We start from the raw sequence: 26541 nt of genomic DNA, 5'->3' as shown, positions 1-26541 counted from the left end.
AATTTATCAAGTGTCAGGAAATAGCTTCAGAATGGCCCGGAGATTTCAAACGTCATGCCATCCTCGGCGCGCCCGGTTTTGCCGCGCTGCGAACTGAAATACAAGCGCGAACCATCGGGACTGAACGCCGGACCGGTGACTTCCGAGCGGTCATGACCCGCCAGCTGCAACAGCGGCAAAATCTTACCGGCGGTCAGCACCACGATCTGCATATCGCCTTTATCCTCGGCGATCAGTAAATCTCCCGCTGCATTGCCGGTGATATTATCCACACCGGTCAAGACCGGCCGCGGGTATAACGCGGCGTTGTACACGATGCTGAGGTGCTGGCGTTCCACGTCATACGCCCACACGCGATCGTCGCCCTTGGTGGAAAAGTAAACGATGCCCTGGTGATACCAGATGCCTTCCCCGCCATCAAACCGGGTGCTGTTGGCGACTTGTTTTCGGGTTGGTATGGAAACCGCTTGAGGGTCGGGCAGGGCGTGCCAGCGCACCGCGCCAATGCGGCCATCGATGACTTCGGCCACTTCCAGCACACCCTCGTCGAGACCGGGATTGCCGGCGGCATCGAGTGCATGTGCGGTATAGCGGTACAAACAGCCATCCGGCTGGTCTTCGGTCAGATAAAGCTGTTTGTTCTGCGTATCCACCGCAACCGCTTCATGCCGGAATACGCCGAGCGCGCTGCGGACTTGCGCCGCCTTGCGGCCAAACGGATCGCATTCCCACACCCGGCCTTTATCGATTTCCTCGCACGACAGCCAAGTCTGCCACGGCGTATGCCCGCCCGCGCAATTGCGGTTAGTATGTTGCAGGATCGGATACGCATCGACAACATCACCGGCAGCATTGAAGCGCAACGCGCCTACGCCGCCCGCCTGGTTGTCCAATTCGCTATTGGAAACATAAATCCAGCCGCCATCCGGGGCGGCAAACGTAGTCCCGCCATCCGGCGCGGCATGCCAGCGGTAACCGGAAATTGTTTGCCCGGAATGAGCCACGATGCGCGAAGTGAATCCTGCGGGCAAGCGCACACCGTTCCGGTCCGGCGGCAAAAGATCGCCCAGCACTGCCAGCGACGCTGCCGACCGGACAGCGGACGGCAGCAAAACATTACCGGCAAACGCACCCAATGCCATGAAACCGTACTGCAATAATTTGCGCCGCTGCGGGTTAAATGTGTTCATAGTGAAGCTGGCCTCATGTGGTAAAACCAAGCGGTGGATGTCCGGGAGATAGTTTACAATGCTGCGCTGTTAAATGACCACTCAACGGATACACGCTGCAATGATTCAGATCCTTAAACCACTCGTCTCTTTTTTGATGTTTTTGATTGTACTGTTTTCTATCAGCACCATTCTAACGATTACAACCGGCTTTCCTGCCTGGCTTTCCGCCACCGTTTCGGTTGTTTGCGCAACCTTCGCCGCGTGGTTTACCTGGAAACTGGTTGCGGGAGAAAGAATAAGCACTTTGGTTGCAGTTACCGGCGGTGCATTAATCCTGGGCGGACTGTTCTTTACCCTGGGTTTTCTCGGGCCGATGGTCATTTCCAAAGATACCAGCCAAGGATCGATGATCGGACTCTTTATCGCAGCGCCGCTAGGGCTGGTCGTGGGAGCGATTGGGGGGTATGTTTATGCGTCGAGGCAGAATGCGGCTGAGGAAATTTGATGTTTCTTACTACCTTTTATAGCTCAACACTTAAATTGGATTCGCTCAAAAGTTAGAAGCGGGCGAATTCATTTTTGACGGCAATTTTACTTGCGCTGGCTTCGATAGCTACTGTAAGAATCGAGGCCGGTTCGGCTAAGTGGCTGGTTAGCATGGTTAAATGATACTGATCAGTTGCTTGGCCTGCTCTGCCACACTGCTGATTTCCTCGGCAATGCTGTCTGCTTTGCCTGGATCGATGCCAAGTGCGATCCATTCCTGTGGAGTGATTTCTTGCGCGGTGGATTCGATGATTGCAAAATCCGGCAGCATTCGCTCGGCCAGATTGACGAGCCGTACCAGCGGTTGGCCGATTTCAGCGTTCGCGCTATTAGGGATGTGGTGATAGCGGATGACGGCAATGATTTCAGCCGGTAGCCCCCAGTGAATGCCGAGTTGTGCGCCGATCTCGCCATGATGCGTGCCGAGCAGCGCATGTTCTATTTCCAGCGGTGATGCATCCGATGGGGTGCTGAGTTTTTCGTAGAGTGCGTTGCACGTATCCTTGGCAATAAAATTAAGCACGTTATAACCGATGTCGTGTAGCAATCCCGCGAGAAAAATTTGTTCGTCCACGGGTCTGGTTTTTGCGGGCATGTGTTTGGCAATAACGCGCATGGCCGAGGCAATGGTCATGCTGTGAGCCCATAAATCGGCGGATTTCAATTTGCCTTCGGGCGGTTTGGTCAATGCCGAAACGGTTGCCATGCCGATGGCGACCGATTTTATTTGCGTCAAGCCGAGATACATGGCGGCATCGATGATCGACGTGATAATGCCAGGCGTGGCGAACAAAGCGGAGTTTGATAATCCGATGATCTTGGCTGAGATCTGCGAGTCTTGCGCGACCAGCTTGAGCATCTGCGTTTCGCCATGATCTGTGTTCAACGCCAGCCCGAGCAATTTTTGCGCAATGGCCGGCATGGCCGGGAGTGTATTGATATGCGTTAGGATTTGTTGCAAATCGATAGGGGCGGATTCTTCTGGCCGGTATTTCGTTTCATTGAATGCAATCTGATTCATGTTGTTTACCTATTATTAATGAGTAACATTGATGCCGTTCCAAAATCATTAAATTATCGATGGCCGGAATGCATGCCGGGATGTGTCATTATAAAAAGCTGGTGTGATTTCTATAGGATAAACAGCGATGTGAAAGGTAATCTTTTCTGCGGTTTTTCCGATACTGACGAGCAAAATTAGTTTTCTCAGCGTTTCTTTGATGAATGGAATCGAACGACGGATATGATGAGAAATTGGAAAACAATAATAAAAAACGCCAGAGTGTCTGATACGATTGGGCGGATAATCATCGGCCATGTAATTTTTTATTCCATTGCTCAGCTATGCTTTCTCATGCAACTCTTTTTTTATCCGGTGCAATGCGCCATGTACGGATTGCCCGTAAATCGATAATTCCAGTGGTCAATGATTGATCCGGCTTCATTATTCGTGACTTATGATGCATAACGCCGCCGCTCGTTTCCTGTCTTGCCTGCACAATAGGCAATTTATTTTTTTGCCGGTGTTCGTGGTTGGAATTTGCCTTCTGCCGGTCGGATTCTATGTCGATCATTTGCATACGCGTAACCAGGAGCGCGATTTGCGTGATGCGGTATTTACCCGGCTTAGCCTGTTGCGTGCTACTTTGGAAGGTCACATCACCAGTAATGCGCAACTGGTTCAGGGTCTGGTCGCGTCGGTTTCGGTTGAACCGGATCTGCCGGCGGATAAATTTGCCCAATTAGCTCAGTATTTGTTCAAAGGCCGGTCGCAATTGCGCAATATCGGCGCCGCGCCCGATTTAATCATAAAGTATATGTATCCGCTCGAAGGCAACGAAGCGGCCATCGGTTTGAATTTCCGCCATCATCCCAAGCAACTCCAAGCCGTGCTGCGAGCGCGAGACAGTGAAAGTCTTATATTTGACGGGCCAGTCGATCTGGTTCAAGGTGGCCAAGGTTTTATCGCGCGCATCCCGGTATTTCTCGATCGCCATGAATCCAGAGAGGATCACGCATTTTGGGGAGTGATCTCCGCCGTGATCGATGTGGATCAGTTATACCGGGCAAGCGGTTTACTGGTTCTTGCGGAAGAATTTGATATTGCGCTGCGGCGGAACGATGGGCCGGAAAACGGCAAGGTGTTTTTCGGAACCAGTCAAATCTTCGATCAGCATCCTGTACTACTCGATATCTCCTTGCCGGATAATGGTTCCTGGCAGATGGCGGCAATCCCCAAAGGTGGCTGGTCTGCCGCAAGTGGCGAGTCTATTCTTTTCCGGCTGGGCTTGATTCTAACCGGTGTTTTAATTCTATTGCCGCTGATTGCGATAGCCAGATTTCATCAAAAGAACCAGGATAGTGAGACACGTCTGAGAACGTTGTTCGTAATGTCACCGGTTGGTATTGCCTTAAATGATTATGCTACCGGTCAATTCATCGAATTCAATGATGCCTTGTTAGCGCCTACCGGTTATACGCGCGAGGAATTTCTTAATCTGACGTACTGGGATATTACACCGCGGGAGTATGCTGCCGATGAGGCGCGCCAGCTTGAGAGTCTACAAGCGATGGGCAGTTTCGGTCCTTACCGCAAGGAATATATCCGCAAGGATGGTAGCCGGTATCAGGTTCAACTCAACGGTGTCGTGATCCGCGATGCTTCTGGCCGGAAGTTGATCTGGTCGATTATCGAAGATATTACCGCGCGTTTGCAGGCGGAACAGGCGCTGCGGGAAAGTCAGGAACGATATCAACGCTTGGTGGAAGACATCGGTGGTAAATTTGTCATTTATAGCCACAAAGCGCTGACAGGGGAGCTCACCTACATCAGCAGCGGGGTCGATAAAGTTTTTGGTATTACGAAGGAAGAAGCCATCGGAAGATTCTGGGATCGCATTACTAATTGGCACCCGGATTCGCTGGATCATGCTTATTCTGTCGCTACCCAGATTGCGCAAGGAAAAATGGATTTTGTGCAATTCGAGATGAGTTTTGTTCATCCGGATGGCAGCGAGCACACGATCCTGGCCTCGGCGCATCCGGCCAGTGATGCGAACGGCGATTTGTGCATCGAGGGTATCGCCGAAGATATTACTGAGCGCAAGGCTGCCGAGGAGGCGCTTATTCATGCCCGGCAAGAAGCGGAGCGGGCCAACCAGGCCAAATCCCAATTTCTTTCCAGTATGAGCCATGAACTACGCACACCCCTGAATGCGATTCTGGGGTTTAGCCAATTAATGGAACTGGAAGATCCCCGCAGTCAACATCTTAAGTACATCAAGGAAATCAGGAATGCGGGCACGCATTTGCTGGCATTGATTAATGAAGTGCTGGACTTGGCCCGGATCGAATCGGGACGGATCGATCTGAAGTTGGAGCCGGTTGAAATTGGCCCGATTATCGAGGAGTGTATCAGCTTGGTGCAGACCCAAGCGGATAAGCTGGGTGTTCAACTGGTGCAAGCTGGCGTGGCCGGTAAGGTACTTCATACCGATCGAATCCGGTTTAAGCAAGTCATGCTCAATCTGATATCCAACGCCGTTAAGTACAACCGCAAAGGCGGCACAGTGCATATCGGCGCGAGCGCCTCACCGGACACCACGGGCAATTTGCGGATACTCATTACCGATACCGGGAACGGTATCGCGACGCATAAAATGGCCGAACTCTTCCAGCCGTTTAATCGATTGGATGCTACGAATAGCGGCATTGAAGGGACCGGTATCGGATTATCCATTACGCGCCAGATTGTCGAATTAATGGGCGGTACGGTCGGTGCCGACAGTGAATTGGGCGTAGGCAGTACTTTCTGGATTGAGTTGCCAGTGGAATATGCGCGATAAACCCAGCAAGCCGGTTTGCGAGAAATCAACTGATAAAGTAATTGCGCATCATGCCCATGTCTTCGTGCTCCAGGTTATGGCAGTGATAAAGAAATAAGCCGCTATAGTCCTTGAAGGGTTTAATGATTTCCACTTCTTCGCCCGGCATGACCAAGACAGTGTCTTTCCAGCCGCTGTTAATGAATCCGTCTTTGACCGTATCGTAAGCGCCGCCCTGGTTGTTTTGTTTGCGCGATAGGATCTGAAACTGCTGGCCGTGGATGTGGATAGGGTGCGGCAATGCCATCATCATGCCCATGCCGCCACCTCGGCCGCCGCGCATTCCTCCACCCATTCCCTGGTTATCATGGGATATTTTGATTCTCTGAACGGAGTTAAGCGGAATTTTTTCCAGTTCGGAATAGTTTTGCATCTCGAACGTTTTGCCGTTGAGATTGAATGCCATATGCCGCATGCCGATGGTAATCGGCACAGTGGTGTCCGGATGGGTAACATCCGTGGCAGTCAAGCGGTGCAATGGAATCAATGCGGCCGGTAATGCGGGTGAATCGCTGACTTGTCCGGTGATCCGGAATTTAACGATAGGAAACACGTCATTCTGACCTGAAGCGCCATCCATCATGCCCATCCGGCCCATACCGTGGCGCCCGCCTCCCATGCCTCCTCCCATATGCGCGGCGGATCCCTGGTAAGCAAGATTTTGCAGCGTTAGATCGGAACCGGGTTTGCGGCCGCTGAAATCGACCCACAGCTCTACCCGCTCGGCGGGGGCGAGCATGATGTAGGGGAAAGTTTCCGGTTTTTCCAGTAACCCGCCATCGGTGCCGATCGCGGTTAACGGTGTGCCGTCATCCCAGCCCAGCTTGTAGATTCTGGAGTTCGATCCATTCAGGATGCGCAAGCGGTACGCCCGTGTTTTAACGGCGATAGGGCTGTCACTTTGGCCATTCACCAGGATCGTGTCGCCCAGAAAGCCGCGCATGCGCTGGTGCATATTGAGCATGTAACGTAATTGATTACCCTGCGAGAAACTGCGATCCTGGATGACCAGCGGAATGTCATATTCACCGCTGGGTAATTCCAGTTTACGCTCGGCTTCATCGGTGATGGTGATCAGTCCGGCCAAGCCCTGATATACCTGAGAAGCCGTTAATTCATGGGTATGTGAATGATACCAATTGGTACCGGCTGGGTTTTTTACCTCAAATTCGTAAACATACTGCTCGCCATGATGGATCGCATACATTGGATGGCCATCCATCACTTGTGGTACATGCATGCCGTGCCAATGGGTAGCGCATGGTTCCGGTAGCTGATTATAAAAGAATATCCGGACTTTCTGACCTCGTTCAAAATTGAGGATCGGTCCCAAATAACCGGGCAATTCCTTGAGCGCGGTTTGAGGCCCTTTGAGTAATTTTCCGGTGTATTTGAAAACATGCGTATGAGCACCCGGCAGGATAGAAACGTCCGCATTCTGAGCGGTTAACGCAATTTCAACGTCGGCTTTGAATGAATGATCGGGCGTTTTGTTAATAACTCGGTTATCGGCCAATGCGAAACCGGGCAGGGTGGCAGCCAGGGTGCCTAAAGCGCTGTATTGCAGGAATTGGCGCCTTTTATAATCAATGTCTGTCATGATAAACCTTTCGTGTGATTAACAATCAGTTTCGAGCGGTTTACATCAAATTGCGGATGATTCCGCTGTCACTATTTCCTGGAATTCAGTGTATCAGCTCAAACGTAATAAGCAACCGGATTTCAGGTGAGTGAAATAATTCTTGTGCAAAAAACAGGAGGATAAAAAGCGGGATGGGAAGTCTAGAATACGACTGGCTTACTTGAGCAGCGCCATCAACATTTGCGGCGATGTATTGGCTTGTGCCAATACCGCAGTGGCGGCCTGCTGCATAATCTGTGTTTTCGTCAACGTAGTGGTCTCTTGCGCATAGTCGGCATCCTGGATACGTGACCGGCTCGCCACGGTAGACTCGACACTGGTATTGTTGTTGGTAATGACCGATTCCAGCCGGTTCAGCTGTGCACCGATCTTCGATCTTTCTTCATTGACATGATTCAGCGCCAGATCCATCATGTAGGTGGCAAATCCTGCATTGTTAACCAGATCGACACTTTGGATACTCATCGCGGCAGTATTGACCGCTCCGAAGGTCACATTCATGGTGTCGGTTTTGTTTGCACCGACCTGCAACTGTTTGTTATTACCGACCGCAGCGGCATTTATATTTTCCCAGATTTCGTTAAATCCGCCGAGCGGATTGGTGCCGCCTCTTGAACTGGTATCGGAAATAACGCTTTTGGCGGTTTGGATTGCGCCTCCATCGGCATTTGAGCCGCCGATCGCACCAGTATCGGTGTCGGTCAGATTCATACCGGCAATGTATGCGGCTCCGTTCGTGACAAAATCGGCATTAAAGGCATCGGCGTTTGCATATAAACCGCCCGTCGCGGCATTAATGGCATCGCTGAGTGTGGCGCTTTGATTCTGGTTTAAGTAAACCATGACATCTTTGATGCCCGAGCCGCCGTTGTCCTTGATCACTTGATGCAAGTAGCGCACGGCGGAGTAGGCTGCGGAGTAATCATCCGAAGTTCCTCCCCAGGCTGCACCGGCTGAGCCGAAAGTTGCTGCTTTAGCCATGACACCGCCGATGCCGACGCCGCTGATCGAGGATTGTAAGCGCTCGTCGGCACCATGAATGAATTCCGCAGCGCCTTCCATAAACCATGTTTGATCTCCGGCGGGATCAAACATCGAACCGATATTCATGCTCCGGTACATCACGGCGTGTACCATTTCATGCGCAATAATCCGGTCGTTATAAAATGGCGCATTGCCGCCGTCGGGTAAATTGGGTGGCGTGAAGTCGCTCATATCGATCTGCAATTTGACATTAGCCGCCTTACCCGTATAGCTTCCGGGTACCGAACCTACCACCCGGGCAGCAGTTCCACCCGCGCCATCGGTAAACGTTGTCAGTTCGATATTCATATCGGCGCCATCGGCGGAAATGCCGAAATATTGCTGGATCTTGCTTTCCGCATCTTCCAGCCAGCCATTTTGTAATCCATACATAACAGCCAGTTGATCGGAATTACCGAGAACACTGCTGCCGGAATTATCGAATATTTTGTCGCCGTTAAATGTAGCTGTGGTGGAAACGTTTTCTATTTCCTGAATCAGTTGATTCGCTTCTTCTTGTAATGCTTTCTTGTCGCTGAGACTATTAGTTGAATTCGCTGCTTGTATGGAGAGTTCACGGATACGTTGCAATGCGGAAGTCATCGAAGTCAATGCACCATCGGCGGTTTGCAGCATCGAGACTCCATCGCTGGCATTTCTGGTCGCCTGATTTAAGCCGCGGATTTGCGATGTCATCCGGTCCGAGATGGCGAGGCCCGCCGCGTCATCCCTGGCACTGTTAATCCGCATACCCGATGACAGCCGTTCTAATGAACGGCCGAGATCATTTGTAGTTGCGGACAAATACCGCGAACTATTCAGCGCTCCTAGATTGGTATTGATCGATAAACTCATTTTTTATCATGTGGCGTGACAAGTACGCTTTTTTTAACGAAAGCTGGTTAAATTTCTTTAGATACTCGAGTAAATTTTCTTACTGAGTTTATCCCGGCCGGTCGGATGAAATTTCCTGAAGCTATTGTGGTGCGTGGGATAAGGAGGGTTTTTGCAGTGGATATGAAGTTGCTGGCTAAGGTTCGTTACCGGAGTCTTTCAAATCCAGCAGCGGTAACTCCAATCCCTCAATGGCTGGTAGCGCCCGCCCTGCAATGCCTTGCAGATCGCCATACATGCCCACGGTGGATTCAATGACACCCTGAATTTGCATTTCCCGCTTGGCCCAGAGCCGCGTCATGGCTTTGCGTTCTCTGTCGAGATCAGCCTGCATGTCGGAGAATTTCTCGACAATGGCTTCGATGCGATGTTTGAATCTTGGTCCGGTCAAATACTGATAGACCAATTCCATTTTGGTTTCTTGTCCTTCCTGGGTTTGCCGTGTGCTGGCGATTTCGATCAGGGATTGACGCAGAGCGATGACAAGCGGCAGCGCCAGACGAGGCTCGGTAATCCAGACTCCATCGATCTGACCGAATGTTTCAATGTCTTTCGGTAACGTGCTGGATACCAGCACCGCTATTTCCGCTTTCGCGCTGCGTTGATCGCCGCGTAGTTTTGCCAGCCAACCGTCACTCCAATTCTTGGTTCTTTTGGATTCCCACAAAATCGCACCGCACCATTGTCCCAATGGCCCCATGACTCTCTGTAGCACATCGCCGCCGAATTCGCCTTTGGCAACAGGCTCGATACTATCCAGCGGGAATTTGAGCCGCAGTGTGGTTTCCAGTTCGAGTTCCGAAACTTCGCCCTGGAGTTGTTGCGAACCCTGATCGGCTCTGCGCTTTAACTCCTCAATCTGCCGCTGCATTGACGCAATCTGTTCCTCTTTTTCACTGACTTTGAGCCGGAGGCCGTCTTCGGCTTCTTGTTTTGCTTTTTGGCGAACCAGGGTGATCGATTCCTGCACGCGTTTTTCGACGGTTAAATCCAATTCGCGTTTGGCATCGTCCAGTTCACGCTGTTTCCGGATCAAATCGGCCTGCGCTTTCTGCGCTTCTTCCAGTTTGCTGTTGCGTTGCTGGAGAATTTCCTGCAATTCGGTCAGTTCTTTTGATTTCGCTTCCAAGTCGGTTGCCATTGCCAATTTTGCTTTTTTGGCTTCTTCGGCGGCGATCAGTGCGCGTTCCGCCTTCAATTTGCTGGCGACTTGCTCATCAATGGTTTTCTGCGCGTCTTCCAGTGATCTCTGCTGGGCTTTGAGTGTGGCTTCGCGCTTGGAAACATCCGCTTCTTTTTGCGCCAATTTCGATTCGTATTCTTGCCGCGTTGCTTGTATCAGCGGGGCGGCGAGCGATTCGGTCAGTTTGATTTCCGTTGCGCAATTGGGGCAATGAATGGTGGGTTCGCTCATGGTGATTCCTTCGTAATCAGAATATCGGGAATTTTATTGGGTACGGAATCATATCAGCTGGAGAATTCTTATTGCGTGACAAGCTAATTTTATTGCTCATAAGCTGATATAGCAGTTCAGGAGTGCGTCAGTCACACCCGGAATGAACGGGCCAATACCACTCAATAATCTATCATTTTTGCCGCTACCAAGTGGTATTACAACTATAAAGAAACAAAGCATTATGGCCATCGATACAGCACATTTAAAAATTCTGATTTGTGATGATTCCGTTACTAATATATTGATATTGAGTAAGTTATTGGAATCGGAAGGGTACTATCATCATACGAGTTTGACGGATCCCACGCGGGTTTTGCCTGCCATGCAGGAGAATAATTACGATTTGTTATTGCTTGACATTGAAATGCCAAAAATAGATGGATTCGAGGTCATGCGGCAAATCAATGCGTCGCCGGTCAGCGAGCAACTCGTGCCCATTCTGGTATTAACCGGAAAACAGGGTAACGAGACCCGGAATAAAGCATTGTTGCTGGGTGCGCAGGATTTTGTGAATAAACCATTCGACCAAACGGAAGTAATTTTGCGCGTAAAGAATTTACTACGGGTAAGGGCCGCTTATTTAGCAAAGCAAGATATTGCAAAAGAACTGGAGAAAAAAGTAAAAGAGCGCACTTCAGAGCTGGATAAAGCCACGGATACATTAATCAATATCATGGCCAGAGTCAGTGAAATGCGTGATAACGATACCGGAAAGCATGTCATACGCGTGGGTAAATATGCGCGTATTCTCTCGGAAGCATTGGGTCTGCCCGCGCATATTTGTTATCTGATTGAAAAAGCCGCGCCTTTGCACGATATAGGCAAAATTGGTATCCCTGACCATATTTTGCTGAAACAAGGGAAGCTTACCGATATGGAATGGGAGAGAATGCGTAATCATGCGCAAATGGGTGCCGATTTGCTGGCCAGTCACGGATCCTTGATGGTGCAATTGGCAGCGAGTATTGCACTGTCGCATCATGAGCATTGGGATGGGAGCGGTTATCCCAAACAACTGAAAGCAGCGTCGATTCCTATTGAAGGCCGCATTACAGCGATCAGCGATGTATTTGATGCGCTCACGTCACAAAGGCCTTACAAAGAAGCGTGGCCGGTGCGGAAAGCAATCGAATATATCGAGAGTAAAGCGGGAACGCATTTTGATCCTCAATTAGTGGAATTATTTATTGAGAATATCGATAAAATTATCGCGATACGGGAGCAATACAAAGATTTAACCGAGGACTCAATCCAGCAACAAATAACTTCCCGGTTAACTGCCGTAAGCAATTAAAGTGGCGCGTTGGCGGTTAATTTAAACGCGCGGGTTTCAATTCAGCAGCAAAGTATATCCCAGCCCCACAGTGGCGCAGGTGCAGATCACCGTAACAATTCCCACTTTATAGTTGAATAAAGCGATAAATGCGCAGGCTCCGATCAAAGCGGAGAACCATTCAAATCCGGCATCAAATCCTTGCGGCCACAGGACATGGTAAGCAAAGAATATCGCTAAGTTGACAATAACCCCGACAACCGCAGCCGTGATGCCGGTCAACGGCGCGGTAAATTTGAGGTCGTGACGGGTTGCTTCCACCGCAGGGCCACCCAAAAGAATAAAAAGAAAAGACGGTAAAAATGTGAATAACGTCGCAATAGCGGCGCCGCAAATTCCCGCTAACATCAGTAAATCTGGTCCGAACAGCGCTTTGGTCCAGCCGCCGACAAAACCGACAAACGCGACGATCATGATCAACGGGCCGGGTGTGGTTTCACCCAGTGCCAGTCCATCGATCATTTGTGCCGGATTCAACCACGCGTAATGCTTGACACCACCTTGATAAACATAAGGCAGCACCGCGTAAGCGCCGCCAAATGTCATGAGCGCTGCTTTGGTGAAAAACCAGCCCATTTGTGTCAGCGTGCCATCCCAGCCATACTGCATGGCGAGCAATAGCATGACACCGCTCCAGATGAACAGTCCGATTACAATAAGCAGTATGAATTGGCTCCATCGGAATAGGGCGTGTTCCGGAATAGGGGTGTCATCATCGATCAAAGCCGGGCCGTACGTGTTTTTTGATTTTTCGTGATGTCCGCCTGCTCTGAATTTGTCCGGTGCATAGTGCGATCCGATGTATCCGATCAACCCTGCTATTAGTACGATATAGGGAAAGGGAATGTTGAATGCAAAGATGGCGATGAATGCCGCGACCGAAATAGCGCGCAGCAGATTGTTCTTCAACGCTCTCGAACCGATCCGGTAAGCTGCGAAAAGAACAATTGCCGTAACCGCGGGTTTGATGCCATACAAGATACCCGCGACAGCCGGTATTTCACTATAAACCAGGTAGATCCACGTCAGAATGATCAGAATCAAAAGCGACGGCAGTACAAACAGCGCGCCGGCCATAATACCGCCCCAGGTGCCGTGCATTAGCCAACCGATGTAGGTGGCCAGTTGCTGGGCTTCCGGGCCGGGCAGCACCATGGTGTAATTCAGCGCATGCAAAAAGCGTTGCTCGGAAATCCAGCGCCGTCTCTCGACCAATTCCTGGTGCATCATGCTGATCTGCCCAGCTGGTCCGCCAAAACTGATAAAACCCAGTTTCAGCCAATAAACGAATGCTTCCATGAAAGATACCGGTTCCGGCCGGGTTACGGTTTGTTGTTTTTCGGGTGACATAGTCGGTGGATGAGGAGTGTGGAATGGGATGTGAAGGTTATTGCTCAGCGGTTTTCCATGATTGACTGCCTTCGGCAGCTTTTTGCAGTATCGAATTTCGTTCATGCTCCGGCAGCTTGCTCAGTTTTGTAATCGTATCGAAGAATCGTTCCATATCCCAGTCATGCTGTTTCAGAATCCCCTGGAATGCCGGTAGCAATTGCGTATAAATCGAAACCGTTGCCAGCAAGGCATTATTTAACGATTGCGAAAACCACCGGTCGTAACTGCTGAGATCGTTTTTTTCGGTTTTCAAGTGCAAGAACTCGGCGCGTAATTCGTCGAAGATATGCGCCTTGCGTGTCCGTTTTTCAGTGTCATTCAAGTCCGACTGAAAGAGTTCTTGCAAGCGTTTGCGATGTTTGAGTACCAAACCGGTAAAGATGGTTTCTCTTTCCTGCCGCGCGGCTAAAGCAATTTGTTCCGTAGCTGTGCCGCTGCGTTCAAACCAGCGCTTGATGCCTTCATGTTCCACCGCGGTGGCAAAGGATTCATTGAAAACAGTGTCGCCGGATACATACATGACCTGATGCGCCAGTTCGTGAAAAATCAAACGCGCCAGATCCATCTCTGAGTAACCGATAAAAGTGTTCAAGACCGGATCGCTGAACCAACCCAGCGTGGAATAAGCGCGGATTCCGCCAACATGCACGTCATAGCCTTCCTTGCGGAGCTCTTCCGCGTAACGTTCGGCGCTGGCTTGCGAGAAAAAACCACGATAGTTAACACAACCGACCTGCACAAAGCACCATTCTTTCAGCTTGACGGAGAGCTCGGGGGCTGCGAAAACATTCCATACCACAAAAGGGCGCTCCAAATCGGCATAACTGGTATAGCTCAGATTATCCGGCAACTTTAATTCGCGGCTGGCGAATTCACGCAACTGCACCACCTTGGCGAGTGAATGTTTCAACTTCGGATCAATATCCGGGTTTGCAATTACTTTGCTGATCGGCTGCGAACGGTGTATGACGCCGAAATGTCCGTCGATGGCCTGCGCGTAATAAGGAAGATTAGTGCAAGCGCTAAGCCAGATGATCAGACTCATGATCGTGGCAAGTAACAAGGTACGTGGAACGCGTGCTAACACTTCGATTCCTGGCGGGATAATAGAGCTCGGGTAAAAACCGCGGTTGTATGCGCTGTCATCATGTTCATTGGATTCAGCCCGATAAATGAGATAGATCAAACCTAGATTGAATTGTGTGCTATTTCAGTTGTGAAGTCATCAGATTCTAATTTCTCCGGTTAATTCCATCGCAATTTTTAAGCATCTGCTATCGGTACTCTCTATTTTTCTCCGGTGGTGCCGATATAAGCATCTGGATTAAAAAGGAAAGAAGGTGCTCATGATGAATCTAAGCCGTGCTTACAAAAAATTTTCTCACAGCATGCTGTCATGCCAGCGCAAGAAATCATTATGGCATCGATTTATTCCGTTCTTAAATCCGCTTAATTTTTCTTCTCGACATGGTTTCGTGTATGCAAGCCGGATCTGAGTCCTTTCTCATTTTAGGTGTTACCTGCGAGGGGCGGCCATTTCGCCCCAGTGATTGGGCGGAGCGGCTGTGTGGCGCATTGGCCAGCTACGATAACCGGGGGCGGTGGGTGTATTCGAATTATGCCCAGCCGGTCATATGCCAAGGCAAGATAGGCGTGCGAGTGGAAAAGATACTGCAAGACATCGATCCGGCCACTTATCAATTTATCATGGCATTTGCATCCAGTAATCGTTTAAAAATAGAACTGGAAGAAGAAGTAATAATCCATCCACAGGAATCCATTGTAGTGCAGGAGATTGTTGTGCCTGTGCGGAAACTGACATTTGCAATGTGATGGTATCGAAGGAAAATCGATTCCGGTTAATTCCGGGTTCTAAGTAGTTAAGACAGATTGCTTCCTGCTTCCTTACAAAGACTTAAGATATTCCAGCAGATCCAGCCGTTGCTCCTTGCTTAACGCAGGCAGCAGTGTTCCATCCGGTAGCGGTGTGCGGCCGGCAGCATATTCATGGCCGCTGTTGTGATTACCCCAAATGCTGGTACGGAACAAAAAACCGTCATAACCCGCCGATTTGAATCCTACTTTGTCCGGGTCAAATTCGCGCGATCCGACCATGAACTCATCTGGGCGGTATTCTCCCTCTACCGGATCATCCGGTCTTCTTTTTGGCAGCAGCAGATCGTACAGTGTCGGTACCGAACCATTGTGCAAGTAAGGGGCGGTTGCCCAAATGCCATTCAGCGGGCGGGCTTTATACGCCATTGCCGAAGCAAAAGGTCGTACGGTGGTGTCGGGTGTGTAGTGACCGTTTTTCAGAGAAGGCTGTACTTCGTTGTCAAAGAAAGTGTAGGCAAAATCAAATGATCGCTCAATCCATCGGCGCGCAAACCATTTATCGCGATCGGGGGTTGTCACCACATTGCGGGTTGCGGCGGTGAGCAGTGCAACCACCGGTGCTTGTTGTTGCAGCAATATATTTCCCGTGCCGACACTGACGTATTGATTGCGCAAGATACCGCTATAGCCGGTAAACGCAATGGCGTTTTCCGCCATTTTAGAATCGGTTCCGACCAAAGACACATCGATCATTTGAGCGACAACGCGGCGATCGGGGGCGGCACGGTCAATTTGGCTGTGACAAGCGGAACAATAATGTAAAAATAATTCAGCACCCCGGGTCATTCGTGTGGAATCGATTTTGGGCAGGATGTGCTCCGGCCATTGCGGTGACTTTAATTTGCGCAGATGATTCTCCACCCGGCGCAAATTGCGGATATCAATGGAAGATTGAAAATCGATATGTTTGGAGCCGAATCCCTGCCCGCCTAATACCGAGGATAAGGTAAAGCCGTCTTTTTCCTGCCAATCGAGTGTGCCGAATACGCCGATCAATTGACCGGCATTGCGCGCCATCGGTCCCAATCCGCTGTTGTCGACCCGGCCATTCCATTGAATATAATCGTGTTGCGGTACATCCCACAGAAACGGATAACTGACCGGCGCATCGGCCGGATTATAGATTTTATTGCGCAATTGAATGCTTTGCTTACCGGTCAGGTGTATCTGGGTCCGTTCGACAATATGGTCGCGATTACTGCTGCTGAGAACAGGTTCGATGTCTGTCATTACTTGCGTCAGCTCTTCCGGGGAAAGTAACCCGGCAAGCAATTCACGCATTTGCTGTGCACTCATAAGGTGTTCAAGCACACGGTTGTAGATGCGTCCGAATGCATCCAACCGGGCATAGCCGTATCGTGTCAATGGGCGTTGAGTATCGCGTGGGCTGTTGACGATGGTGTAGGTTTTGATGCGCTGCGCATATTGCCTGAGATCAGCTTGGATATCGTCCGCATGATTGTAATGACCTTGTTGCAATATATTCGCTACAAAGCGTTGCAATTTTTCCGGATTTTTTAGAGTGGCATACAAAGCTTCAGCCAGATCGATCATGAATGTTTCCATATCCGAATATGCGGGGCCGCCGTCAATGCGGATTCCGGTACCCTGGTAATTGATCTGGGTCGTGTGACAGGCTGCGCAAGTAAACCCCATGTACGCTTTGCCTTGATATTCATCCCGCACCATCCCGGCAGGTAAACCATCGGGATTGCTGCTGGTTTGACGTTGCGGCAGATAGCCGTAGCGATCCATGTTTTCATCCGCGCGGAACAAAGCGGACGAACCGGATTGCTCCAATACCAAGAAGAAACTGTACGGTAACAAATTGGAGCCTTGCGTTGCAGTATAGAACCACAGACTATCCGCAGCAGACCAGCCTTGATCAAGATAGACAATCCGGGAAAACTGGCTGCCAAATTTATCGATGCCGCTTATGGGAGCGCCACGATTGGAATCATTGTCACGAAGCTCGTATAGCCGCCAAGATAAGCCGGTTACAAGCCAGGTAATGATCAATAAGCTGGAAATCAGCAATAAAATTTTTATGCGGGATAAATAACGACTAAATGGTCTGGGATACATTGGGATAAATGTCATCGTTCAGCAATTATTCAGGATTCTTTTGCTTAAATACCCGGTAACTGACAATCAATAGTCCTTAACTCATTAATGGTTGTAAAAATAACAAGAAGAAATTCATTATCCCTGTTATTGAGAGTACTAAGTCTTAAATTTCATATATGATTGGCAGCTAATTTTATGTGAAGAATATGTGAAAAACATAATGTTGTTGTAATAATTGAAAGGAACTTATGCAGATTTCACCGTCTTTTTATTTCGTGTTAAGTATATTCTTAGCCATCTCACCGCTGCCTGCATTAGGACAATCAAAAGCCAAGCTTACAATAGAAGAAATACAACGCATAGGATTGGAAGCCAATGGTCTCGTCCAAGCCGCGCGTTCGCAGGTCAATATGGCCAAAGCTGGGGTAGTCGCCGCATCAGCATTCCTGAATCCGGAAGTAACCGTAACCGCCGGGCCTGATAGCAATCGCTATCCACTTACTGTTACTGGGCCCACTTCCATGCAACGTTCATTAACGGTCAATCAGCCGATCGAGAATCCTTTTATGCGGAGTGCTCGCATCGATGCTTCGGAAGCCGGGGTGGACGCAAGCCGTGCAAGCTTAGATCAAGTGCGTGCCGATTTGGCGGCGCAGCTGCGTGTAAGAGCCTATGAGCTGATGCTGCGCCTGGAACAGGCAACTATCGAGCAGAGTATTTACGAATTATTGGAAAATTTGCGGAATCGAATTGCCGTCAATGTTGAAAGAGGCGAAATTGCGCGGTTTGAATTGATTCGCGCTGAAACGGAGTTGCAAAGCGCGGCAAATCGTGCGCAGGCAGCGCACCTGACCGCACAGCGTGCCCGGGTGATGTTGCTGCAATTGACGGCCGGTGCCATTCCAATTGATTTTGAGATTAGCGGTTCATTGAAAGATCCGGTTCTGCTGCCGCCGTTAGCAGAATTGCGCGAGCAAGTACCCAAGGTTAATCCGGAAGTAGTGCGGCTGCAGGCGGAACAGGAACGCGCCAATCATCGAATCTCCCAGGAAAAAGCTTCAGTACTGCCGCAAATCAACGTGTTGTACACCAATTATCAAGACGCGCAATTCACATCCAATATTGCCGGCGCGAGCGTCAGAATCCCGATCTGGTATCGCCGCCGCGGGGAAATTGACACTGCTATTTATGATTCCGCGCGCATACGGGAAACACTTGAGTTTCGCCGCTATGAAATCGGTCAGCTATTTGAAGCAGCCTGGCAAGCCTTACAGATTGCACAACGGCGCGTGGATTTATTTGAAGGTGGTTTGATCAAGGAAGCGGAAAATGTGGTGCAAGTCGCGCAAACCGCCTACCGGTTCGGTGAACGCGGGTTAATCGAATTTTTGGATTCGCAACGTATTCTCCGGGGAATCTTGAGTGATTCCATGCAGGCACGTTTTGAGCTACAAACCGCTGCAGCTGAAATTGACCGTCTACGCGCTCATTATCCCAAGGAGTTAGTTCCAGAATGAATTTCAAAATAATTTTTACCGGTTTTACAGTCGCTGTAACTTTATTGCTAACAGGATGTGATAAAAGCGAATCCACTGACTCCGCTGACAAAGCGCAACAAAAATCGGCTGAAGAACGAGACTTCAACAGCATTACTGCTCGTCCGGAAGTATTGAGCCGATTGCAAATCGGACAGCCATTTCTGGTTGATCTGGCGGATAAAATCCAAGTACCGAGCCGGGTTCAAGTCGATGAAGAAAGAACCGCACAAATCGGTTCTTACGTCACGGGGCGTGTCACTGATCTGTTTGTTATTCTGGGTGATTACGTCAAGGTGGGACAGAAACTAGTACGCATTACCAGTCCTGATTTAACTAATTCTCAACTGGCTTATTTGCGTGCGTTATCGCGCGTAGTGGTCACTACCAAATCGCTTGAGCGTGCGCGCCATCTACTGACTGCCGATGCCATACCGCTGGCTGAAGTGGAGCGGCGGCAATCCGAGCTGGAAATTGCGCAAGCCGAAATGGGCGCAGCTGCTGATCAACTCAGATTATTTGGCATGGGCGATGCGGAATTCAAAGAACTCAAAAAACGAGGGAAGATACTGCCCTGGCTGGATATAAAATCTACCCGGGAAGGTTACGTAATCGCACGTAATGTCATTGTAGGTCAAATAGTACAACCTGCCGATCCACTGTTTCAAATTGCCGATCTTTCTCACGTTTGGGTGGTTGGCGACGTGCCCGAACAAATCGCCCGTGACGTCGAATTGGAACAGCATGTCGAAATCAATGTACCTGCATTGGGACCGCATTTTCTGGATGGTGTGATCATTTTTGTTTCAGATACCGTCAATCGCCTGACGCGAACAGTCATGACCCGGGTGATGGTGGAAAACCCTGAGCGTAAACTGAAGCCGGATATGTTGGCAAATATGCACATCAAGGATCCGCAGCACAAAGTGCTGGTTGTTCCTGAATCGGCTGTGGTCCGGGAATTGAATCAAGATTATGTCTTTACCGCCATCAGCGATAATCATTTTCAGCGCGTACCGGTTGAATTGGATAAAGAAGTGGCTACCTTACGCCCCGTGTTAAAAGGATTGACGATCGATCAACGAATTGTGACTGCCGGTGCGTTTCATTTAGACAGCGAGCGTAAGCTTGCTGAACTGGAGTAGCCAGTTATGACCGCGATCGTTCGTGCAATGCTTAACCAGCGTTTGCTGGTGCTGATTATCGGGTTGATATTGTGTGCTGCCGGTGTTGGAGCGATTAAAACACTGACTGTGGATGCATTCCCGGATGTGACCAATATTCAGGTGCAAGTCGCCACGGTAGCAATCGGCCGCAGCCCTGAAGAAATGGAACGTTTGGTGACCGTGCCGGTGGAAATTGCCATGACCGGCTTGCCGGGGTTGGTCGAAATGCGTTCGATGAACAAAAGCGGATTATCGCTAATCACGCTGGTATTCACTGATCAGACCGACGTATTTTTTGCGCGCCAGTTAGTAATGGAGCGCATTATCGATGTCACGCCACGCCTGATACCCGGCATTACGCCGGTACTTGGACCGGTTTCTACCGGTCTGGGTGAAGTCTATCAATATACGATTGAACACCCAGATGATGGTAAGCGAAAATTAACTGAAGAAGAATTGATGGAGCGGCGTACTGTTCAAGATTGGGTGGTGCGTCCGATGCTACGTTCGATCCGAGGTGTGGCGGAGGTCAATTCTATCGGCGGGCATGTCAAGGAATACCAGGTGTACGCCGATCCGAATAAGCTGCGGCATTACGACCTGACATTGACCGATGTCAATCGCGCTCTGGCGAGTAATAATGCCAATGCCAGCGGTAATATTCTAGCATTGCAATACGAACAATATCTGATTCGCGGTGTGGGTCTGATTTCCAGTTTGGAAGATATTCGCAATATTGTACTCAGAGAAATGGATGGTGTTCCGGTTTATGTGCGTGACGTTGCGCACGTGACCTTTGGCGGGGAAGTGCGCCAGGGTGCTAGCATCAAAAACGGTGACACGGAATCGGTCGCCGGTATCGTGATGATGTTGCGCGGTGGTAATGCCAAGGAAATCGTCGGGCGGATCAAGGAGAAAGTCACGGAAATCAATGAGCGTGGAATCCTCCCTGATGGCTTGCAAATCGTGCCGTTTTACGATCGTACTGATCTGGTCGATGCCGCATTAGGGACGGTGCAAAGCACGCTGATAGAGTCGTTGATTCTGGTGATTGTGGTGTTATCGCTTTTTCTCGGTACCGTGCGCACCAGTTTTGTCGTATGTTTCACGTTGATTATCACGCCACTTATTACTTTCCTAGTAATGAATCATTACGGTATGCCCGCCAATTTGATGTCACTTGGCGGATTAACTATTGCGCTCGGTATGATGGTTGATCCGACGGTGGTTGTGGTTGAGAATATTTATCAGCGTCTGGGAGAAGCCAAAGACACTGGAAAATCCAAATTCAATGTAATCGTGGATGCGACAGCTGAAGTGGGTACACCGGTTATTTTCGGCTTAATCGTAACCGTGCTGGTATTTTTGCCTCTGATGACGCTTGAAGGTATGGAAGGAAAAACTTTCAGTCCATTGGCGGTGACTATTTCGATTTCGTTGTTTATTGCATTGGTTGTATCGCTATTGCTGTCTCCGGTACTTTGTGATTACCTGCTAAAAGGTGGCAGTGAGCAAGACACCAAGATCATCGCCGTGATGAAAAATGCCTATCTGTACACTTACGATTTGGCCAACCGCAATCAGAAGAAAACCATGATCATTGCAATTTCCGCCCTGATGGCGGCATTTGCGCTGTTTCCGTTACTCGGCAAATCGTTTATTCCGATCATGAAGGAAGGCGCGGTAACACCGGTAATTATTCGTGCGCCGTCGATTTCTTTGGACGAAGCCATTAAAATTGAAACGGAAGCGATGAAAGCGATTGCCGCGATCCCCGGTGTTAAATCGGTCGTTTCCAAACTGGGTCGCGGCGATACTCCTGCCGATCCGGCCTCGCAAAACGAATCCGATCCGATTGCCGATCTCGATCTGGTTGGATCGGGCCGCACCCAAGCGGAAATCGAGGAGGATATCCGTAAAGCGCTGACTGTGTTGCCGGGTGTCAATATCGTGATCTCGCAGCCCATTGCGCAACGGGTGGATGAGATGGTTACCGGGGTGCGCTCGCAAGTCGCCGTGAAAATTTTTGGCGATGACCTGGAAGAATTACGTAAATTATCCGAACAAGTCGCGCGTATCGTCAAATCAACCCGTGGCGCGCGGGATATCCGTATTGAGCGCTTGTCAGGGCAGCAAGAATTAACCATCAATATCGACCGTCGTGCAATTGCCCGTCATGGCCTTAATGTATCGGATGTCAACGAAATGATTGCCACCGCCGTGGGGGGTAAAGCGGTCACGCAGGTTTTCGAGGGAGAACGGCGTTTTACGCTGTTGCTGAGATTCCCGGAAGAATTCCGCCATGATGTGGAAGCCATCAAGGAATTGCTGCTCAGACCAGCTATCGATGGCGCACGGGCTGGAATGGGAGCTGGCGGCATGCTGGTGCCGCTTAGTGCGGTAGCGGAAATTAAAGTAATCGATGGCCCCGCGATTATCTCGCGTGAGTTTGCTAAACGCCGTGTAGTTGTTGGTGCCAATGTGCATGAGCGCGACTTGGGTGGTTTTGTCGCCGAACTCCAGCAACGGGCTGCCAAAGAAATTAAATTACCACCAGGCTATTATTTTGCCTGGGGCGGGCAGTTTGAGAACATGGAACGTGCGATGGCGAAACTATCGATCATTGTGCCGATAACGTTAGCCGCTATTTTCTTCCTGCTGTTCATGCTGTTTAACTCGATCAAAATGGCTGTGCTCATTTATCTGGTACTGCCGTTTGCATCAGTCGGCGGGATAGTCGGATTATTTGTAACCGGTCAATACTTATCGGTACCGGCTTCGGTAGGTTTTATTGCGGTGTGGGGGACTTCCATCTTGAACGGTGTGGTGCTGATTTCTTTTCTGCGCGAGCTGCGCGAAAAAGGTTTCAGCGTGCAAGAAGCCGCGAGGAAAGCCTGTGCGCAACGCTTTCGCCCCGTTATGATGACAGCCGCTACAACGGTGCTCGGTTTGGCGCCCTTTTTGACAGCAACAGGGCTGGGTTCTGAAGTGCAAAAGCCGCTCGCAATCGTAGTCATTTTCGGGTTAATGACCGCGACGGTGATGACGATGGTGGTAATGCCGATGATTTATCGCTGGTTTGACGATATACCAGATAAGAAAAATGAACCGGAACAGAATCAGCCGGAACCGCTGCCTTTAGCGGATACATTGCAAAGTCCGGCCAAAGAAGCTTAATCCTCTATGGATAAACAGCGCTGCAAGATGGCTTGCAGCGCTGTTTTTATTTAGAGTACGCGAAACGCAATGATAGTCACTAGGGTTGGCGGCAGTGCAGCTATTAATAAGCCCAGCGGATGAATGGATTGTTCATGAAATTTGCCTTTTAGAATTGCAAAACCTGCCGGATTCGGCGCATTGGCAATAACTGTCAGTCCGCCTCCGGTTACCGCACCGGCAACCAATGCGATTTTGAATTCTTCACTGAGCCCTTCAACCAGAGAACCCAGATAAGTGAGCGCGGCATTGTCCGTAACGGCGGTTAATAAAGTAGCGCCAAAGTAGACCGCCGTATCATCCATTTCCAACAACAATGGTTGCAACCACCATTGTTGTTGCCCGCCCAATACCACCAATCCTCCCAGGAAGAAGGCAACCAGCAGCGCCTCACGTAAAATCAATGGACTTTGATATTGCTGATAGGCGGCAGTAAATCCCAGGAAGAACAGAAAAATGCCCATAAATGCCGCAGGATGGTGCGCGAACAATACAACCAGCGCAAGAAAAATGATATGTATCAATACCACCGGCAAAGGAGTGTGCGATGCCGCAACAGAATCCTTCTGGCTGACATGTCCCAGTTCGTGGCGGAATAACCAAGTTACCGCAAATGCATTGACAGCAACAGCTAATGCCGCTTTCCAGCCGAAAGTGGTCATCATGAACCAAATATCCCAATTCCATTTTCCGGCCACCATCAATACCGGTGGTGCGGCAAAGGGTGTTAATGTGCCGCCGATTGAAATGTTGACAAATAACACGCCGACCGTGGCATATTTCAAACGGGTGGATACTTCCTTGCTGAATAACGTGTCGCGTAGCATCAGCGCTGCCAGCGTCATGGCGGCGGGTTCTGTGATGAAAGAACCGAGCAACGGAACAAAGGCCAACAATAGAAAGTACATTGCTGTGCCGGTGTTTACGGGCAAAACAATGGCTGCGCCTCGAACAGAGGCCGCCGCAAAATCCAGAATCGGGCGTGTTCCGGCAATCACCATGATGACGAATACAAACATGGGTTCAGTGAAATCACGGGATTCGAGGTAGGTTATTGCTTCATGCTTTCCGTTGGCAGCGAATATAAACAGGATCAAGACCATCGCCCAAAAACCGAATACCACTTCCACTTCGCCCAGCAAATGCCAGATACCGGCGTGTTGCGGCTGGCAATGCGCTAGATGTTCAAAAAATTTGGTTGAGAAGGTGTGAATAATAGCCAAAGCGAATAACGCCGCAGCGATGAGCTGTATAGTCGTTGGATTCATCGTAGTGATTATAAATAGTTAAGCGTACATAAAGATAACATGCTTTTGTTACAGCATCATATAACTATAAAAATGCCTGATACATTTTTGACTAGGGTTTACGGGAAATGGATGGGTTATAAATACGAATTTTTTTCGTGCTGTGGAGAAGGGGTATAATCTACAGTCTTTATAGATTGTAATTTACTATCGCTCCAGTCAGCATAATTAGATTACTCTGGGTTCAATCCGCGTGCTATTTATTTATCCCATCCTTAACCGTCAGAATGAGCGTTTCATGAAGAACCTATTCGCACTGTTAATCCTGATGCTCATGTCAGTTCTCGGGTGTCTGAACGCAAATGCTGAAATCAACGTGGAGGCGGAATACAAGGAAACGATCGGTCAGCATATCCGGGTTCATCAGGATGAAGATACTCATTGGCGCATGCAGGATGCCTTGTTAGCGTATCGTGATGGCCGGTTCGCACAGTCCGGCAATTCTGTCATCAATTTCGGGATTGGCGCAAAACCGGTATGGCTGGCATTTAACGTCAGAAACGATGGATATAACGCGGTGCGCCGGAATCTTCTGCTGGAAACTTCCTGGCTGGATAAAATCGATATTTATTTCTTGCGCCAGGATGAGCTGACCGGAAGCTATCATACGGGAGACAGTTTACTGTTTTCCCAGCGCTCGCTGGATCACCGGTTTTTTGTCGCCGGTCATGATTTTAGCGCCGGTGAGACGACCGTGCTGATCCGGGTGGAATCCGATGATGACATGGTTTTGCCGCTTTACTTCATCAGCAATGAGGCGCTGGCGGATAGAAATCAATGGCAGGCGTATAGCTATGGTTTCATGTACGGTGTAATTTTGGCTTTGGTTGCCTACAATGTGATGCTATATATTGGGTTGCGCACCAGCCCCTATCTGTTTTATTCGCTTTATCTGCTGTTTTTTTTACTGCTGAACTTCGCTTATACCGGTCATGGTTATCAATGGCTATGGCCGGAATCGCCGCAATGGCAAAAATGGGCCAATCCGGTATTGATCATGGCCTGTACCGTGAGCGGATTTGCATTCGCATTGCAATTTTTGAATATCAAAACCGCTTGGCCCCGTGTATATCGCTTTATCATTGCCAGCTCGGCTGTTTTTTGCGCATTCATGCTGTTAGCGATGCTGGCTGGGGAATTTATCGTGTCGCTGCTGATAGCGCTGGTGTTCATCTTTTTTTTCTATATTTCTTCGATCGTATTGGGTGTTATTTCGTTGCAAGCCGGTAATCAATTCGCCAAGTATTTTCTGCTGGCGTCGATTTTTACGATATGCGGCGGTGCGATTACCGCCAATGCCGTCTGGGGATTGATTCCGTTTAACGAATGGACTTACCGGGCGACCGATATCGGCATGATGATGGACGCCATCTTACTCGCGCTGGCATTGGCCGAACGCTTTAATATCAATCAGAACGAGAAATTGCTGGCGGAGAAAATGGCCGGTATCGATTCGTTGACCAATCTGAATAACCGGCGCTCTTTTTATAAGTATGTTCAACCGATCTGGGCCATGGGGTTACGTAGCAAGAGCAGCACCTCCGTCATCATGCTGGATATCGACAATTTCAAGTTGCTCAATGACACGTACGGTCATGCCCTGGGGGACCGGGTTTTGGTGCAGCTGGCGGAAACATTGCAGAAAGAAGCGCGCAGCGGGGATATCCTGGCGCGTTGGGGAGGCGAGGAGTTTCTGGTTTTTCTGCCGGAAACCCGTTTAATCGATGCGATTGCCATTGCGGAACGGATGCGCAACAAAATCAACGTGATTCAGCTGACGAGCGTCAAAGGTGAGAAGCTTTTATTTACCGCCAGTTTTGGCGTTGCCCATACCTTCGTGACCAATGTATCGCTGGATGAATTGATTTCTCAAGCGGACCAACAACTTTACCGCGCCAAGAAACAGGGACGTAATTGCGTGTGCTCGGATCAATCCGGCTGAGGATAAAAGCATTGCAAAAATGAAAACCGGTCAGACAGTTCACCGCAACTGCCGGTCCTCGGCGGGATGG

General features: G+C 49.6%; 18 protein-coding genes. 8 read left to right on the top strand and 10 right to left on the bottom strand.

The genetic code is table 11. The features are described from left to right. Nucleotides 1-26: 26 nt before the first annotated feature. A complete protein-coding gene (locus tag R2083_RS11570; RefSeq protein ID WP_317538538.1) occupies nucleotides 27-1190 on the bottom strand; it encodes an alkaline phosphatase PhoX in 1164 nt (387 codons plus the stop codon). A gap of 73 nt (nucleotides 1191-1263) precedes the next feature. On the opposite strand from R2083_RS11570, the gene R2083_RS11565 reads away from it, so the two are divergent. Beyond that, the gene (locus R2083_RS11565) at nucleotides 1264-1677 is read left to right on the top strand and encodes a multidrug ABC transporter permease (RefSeq protein WP_317538537.1); all 414 of its coding nucleotides are present in this window, start codon (nucleotides 1264-1266) and stop codon (nucleotides 1675-1677) included. 156 nt (nucleotides 1678-1833) lie between these two features. Here R2083_RS11565 and R2083_RS11560 read toward each other — a convergent pair whose 3' ends face one another. Then, nucleotides 1834-2739 carry an HDOD domain-containing protein gene (locus tag R2083_RS11560; RefSeq protein WP_317538536.1) on the bottom strand — a complete coding sequence of 302 codons (906 nt, stop codon included), beginning with the start codon at nucleotides 2737-2739 and terminating at the stop codon, nucleotides 1834-1836. A 48-nt stretch (nucleotides 2740-2787) separates the two neighbouring features. Further along, the gene (locus R2083_RS11555) at nucleotides 2788-3036 is read right to left on the bottom strand and encodes a hypothetical protein (RefSeq protein WP_317538535.1); all 249 of its coding nucleotides are present in this window, start codon (nucleotides 3034-3036) and stop codon (nucleotides 2788-2790) included. A gap of 139 nt (nucleotides 3037-3175) precedes the next feature. Between R2083_RS11555 and R2083_RS11550 the strand changes: the two genes are divergently transcribed. Beyond that, nucleotides 3176-5563, top strand: a complete 2388-nt coding sequence (locus R2083_RS11550; RefSeq protein WP_317538534.1) for a PAS domain S-box protein — start codon at nucleotides 3176-3178, stop codon at nucleotides 5561-5563. Nucleotides 5564-5588: 25 nt separating this feature from the next. Here R2083_RS11550 and R2083_RS11545 read toward each other — a convergent pair whose 3' ends face one another. The 3 genes from R2083_RS11545 to R2083_RS11535 form a co-directional block, all read right to left on the bottom strand. Continuing rightward, nucleotides 5589-7202: a multicopper oxidase family protein gene (locus tag R2083_RS11545; protein WP_317531396.1), complete on the bottom strand. Its 1614-nt coding sequence runs from the start codon at nucleotides 7200-7202 to the stop codon at nucleotides 5589-5591. Between the two features lie 198 nt (nucleotides 7203-7400). Continuing rightward, nucleotides 7401-9122: a flagellinolysin gene (locus R2083_RS11540; RefSeq protein ID WP_317538533.1), complete on the bottom strand. Its 1722-nt coding sequence runs from the start codon at nucleotides 9120-9122 to the stop codon at nucleotides 7401-7403. A gap of 175 nt (nucleotides 9123-9297) precedes the next feature. Next, nucleotides 9298-10575, bottom strand: a complete 1278-nt coding sequence (locus tag R2083_RS11535) for a DUF2130 domain-containing protein (protein ID WP_317538532.1) — start codon at nucleotides 10573-10575, stop codon at nucleotides 9298-9300. A 142-nt stretch (nucleotides 10576-10717) separates the two neighbouring features. Here R2083_RS11535 and R2083_RS11530 point away from each other — a divergent pair, with 142 nt between their 5' ends. Beyond that, entirely contained in the window at nucleotides 10718-11911 is a 1194-nt protein-coding gene (locus R2083_RS11530; protein WP_317538531.1) for an HD domain-containing phosphohydrolase, read from the top strand. A gap of 36 nt (nucleotides 11912-11947) precedes the next feature. Here the strand turns inward: R2083_RS11530 and chrA are convergent, their stop codons facing one another. Both chrA and R2083_RS11520 read right to left on the bottom strand, forming a co-directional pair. After that, a complete protein-coding gene (gene chrA, locus R2083_RS11525) occupies nucleotides 11948-13300 on the bottom strand; it encodes a chromate efflux transporter (protein WP_317539000.1) in 1353 nt (450 codons plus the stop codon). Between the two features lie 37 nt (nucleotides 13301-13337). After that, the gene (locus R2083_RS11520; protein WP_317538530.1) at nucleotides 13338-14429 is read right to left on the bottom strand and encodes an aminopeptidase; all 1092 of its coding nucleotides are present in this window, start codon (nucleotides 14427-14429) and stop codon (nucleotides 13338-13340) included. Between the two features lie 392 nt (nucleotides 14430-14821). On the opposite strand from R2083_RS11520, the gene R2083_RS11515 reads away from it, so the two are divergent. Beyond that, nucleotides 14822-15175, top strand: coding sequence for a DUF3579 domain-containing protein (locus tag R2083_RS11515; protein WP_317538529.1), 354 nt, complete (start codon nucleotides 14822-14824; stop codon nucleotides 15173-15175). Between the two features lie 72 nt (nucleotides 15176-15247). Here the strand turns inward: R2083_RS11515 and R2083_RS11510 are convergent, their stop codons facing one another. Beyond that, entirely contained in the window at nucleotides 15248-17338 is a 2091-nt protein-coding gene (locus R2083_RS11510) for a di-heme-cytochrome C peroxidase (RefSeq protein WP_317538528.1), read from the bottom strand. Between the two features lie 215 nt (nucleotides 17339-17553). On the opposite strand from R2083_RS11510, the gene R2083_RS11505 reads away from it, so the two are divergent. Genes R2083_RS11505 through R2083_RS11495 form a run of 3 tightly spaced genes read left to right on the top strand, consistent with a single transcriptional unit; the run spans nucleotide 17554 to nucleotide 23183 of the window. Further along, on the top strand, nucleotides 17554-18822 hold the full coding sequence (locus R2083_RS11505) for a TolC family protein (RefSeq protein WP_317538527.1): 1269 nt from the start codon (nucleotides 17554-17556) through the stop codon (nucleotides 18820-18822). Beyond that, on the top strand, nucleotides 18819-19985 hold the full coding sequence (locus tag R2083_RS11500) for an efflux RND transporter periplasmic adaptor subunit (protein ID WP_317538526.1): 1167 nt from the start codon (nucleotides 18819-18821) through the stop codon (nucleotides 19983-19985). Before R2083_RS11505 ends, R2083_RS11500 begins: the two co-directional genes overlap by 4 nt. Before the next feature lie 6 nt (nucleotides 19986-19991). Beyond that, nucleotides 19992-23183 carry a CusA/CzcA family heavy metal efflux RND transporter gene (locus R2083_RS11495; protein WP_317538525.1) on the top strand — a complete coding sequence of 1064 codons (3192 nt, stop codon included), beginning with the start codon at nucleotides 19992-19994 and terminating at the stop codon, nucleotides 23181-23183. A 50-nt stretch (nucleotides 23184-23233) separates the two neighbouring features. Here R2083_RS11495 and R2083_RS11490 read toward each other — a convergent pair whose 3' ends face one another. After that, nucleotides 23234-24490, bottom strand: a complete 1257-nt coding sequence (locus R2083_RS11490; protein ID WP_317538524.1) for a putative Na+/H+ antiporter — start codon at nucleotides 24488-24490, stop codon at nucleotides 23234-23236. A gap of 277 nt (nucleotides 24491-24767) precedes the next feature. Here R2083_RS11490 and R2083_RS11485 point away from each other — a divergent pair, with 277 nt between their 5' ends. Continuing rightward, complete coding sequence (locus R2083_RS11485; protein WP_317538523.1) at nucleotides 24768-26471, top strand: diguanylate cyclase; 1704 nt, start codon at nucleotides 24768-24770, stop codon at nucleotides 26469-26471. Nucleotides 26472-26541: the final 70 nt, after the last annotated feature.

The organism is Nitrosomonas sp. Is35 (genome assembly GCF_033063295.1).
Taxonomy (GTDB): Bacteria; Pseudomonadota; Gammaproteobacteria; order Burkholderiales; family Nitrosomonadaceae; genus Nitrosomonas.
This window is presented reverse-complemented; position numbering and strand designations above follow the sequence as displayed.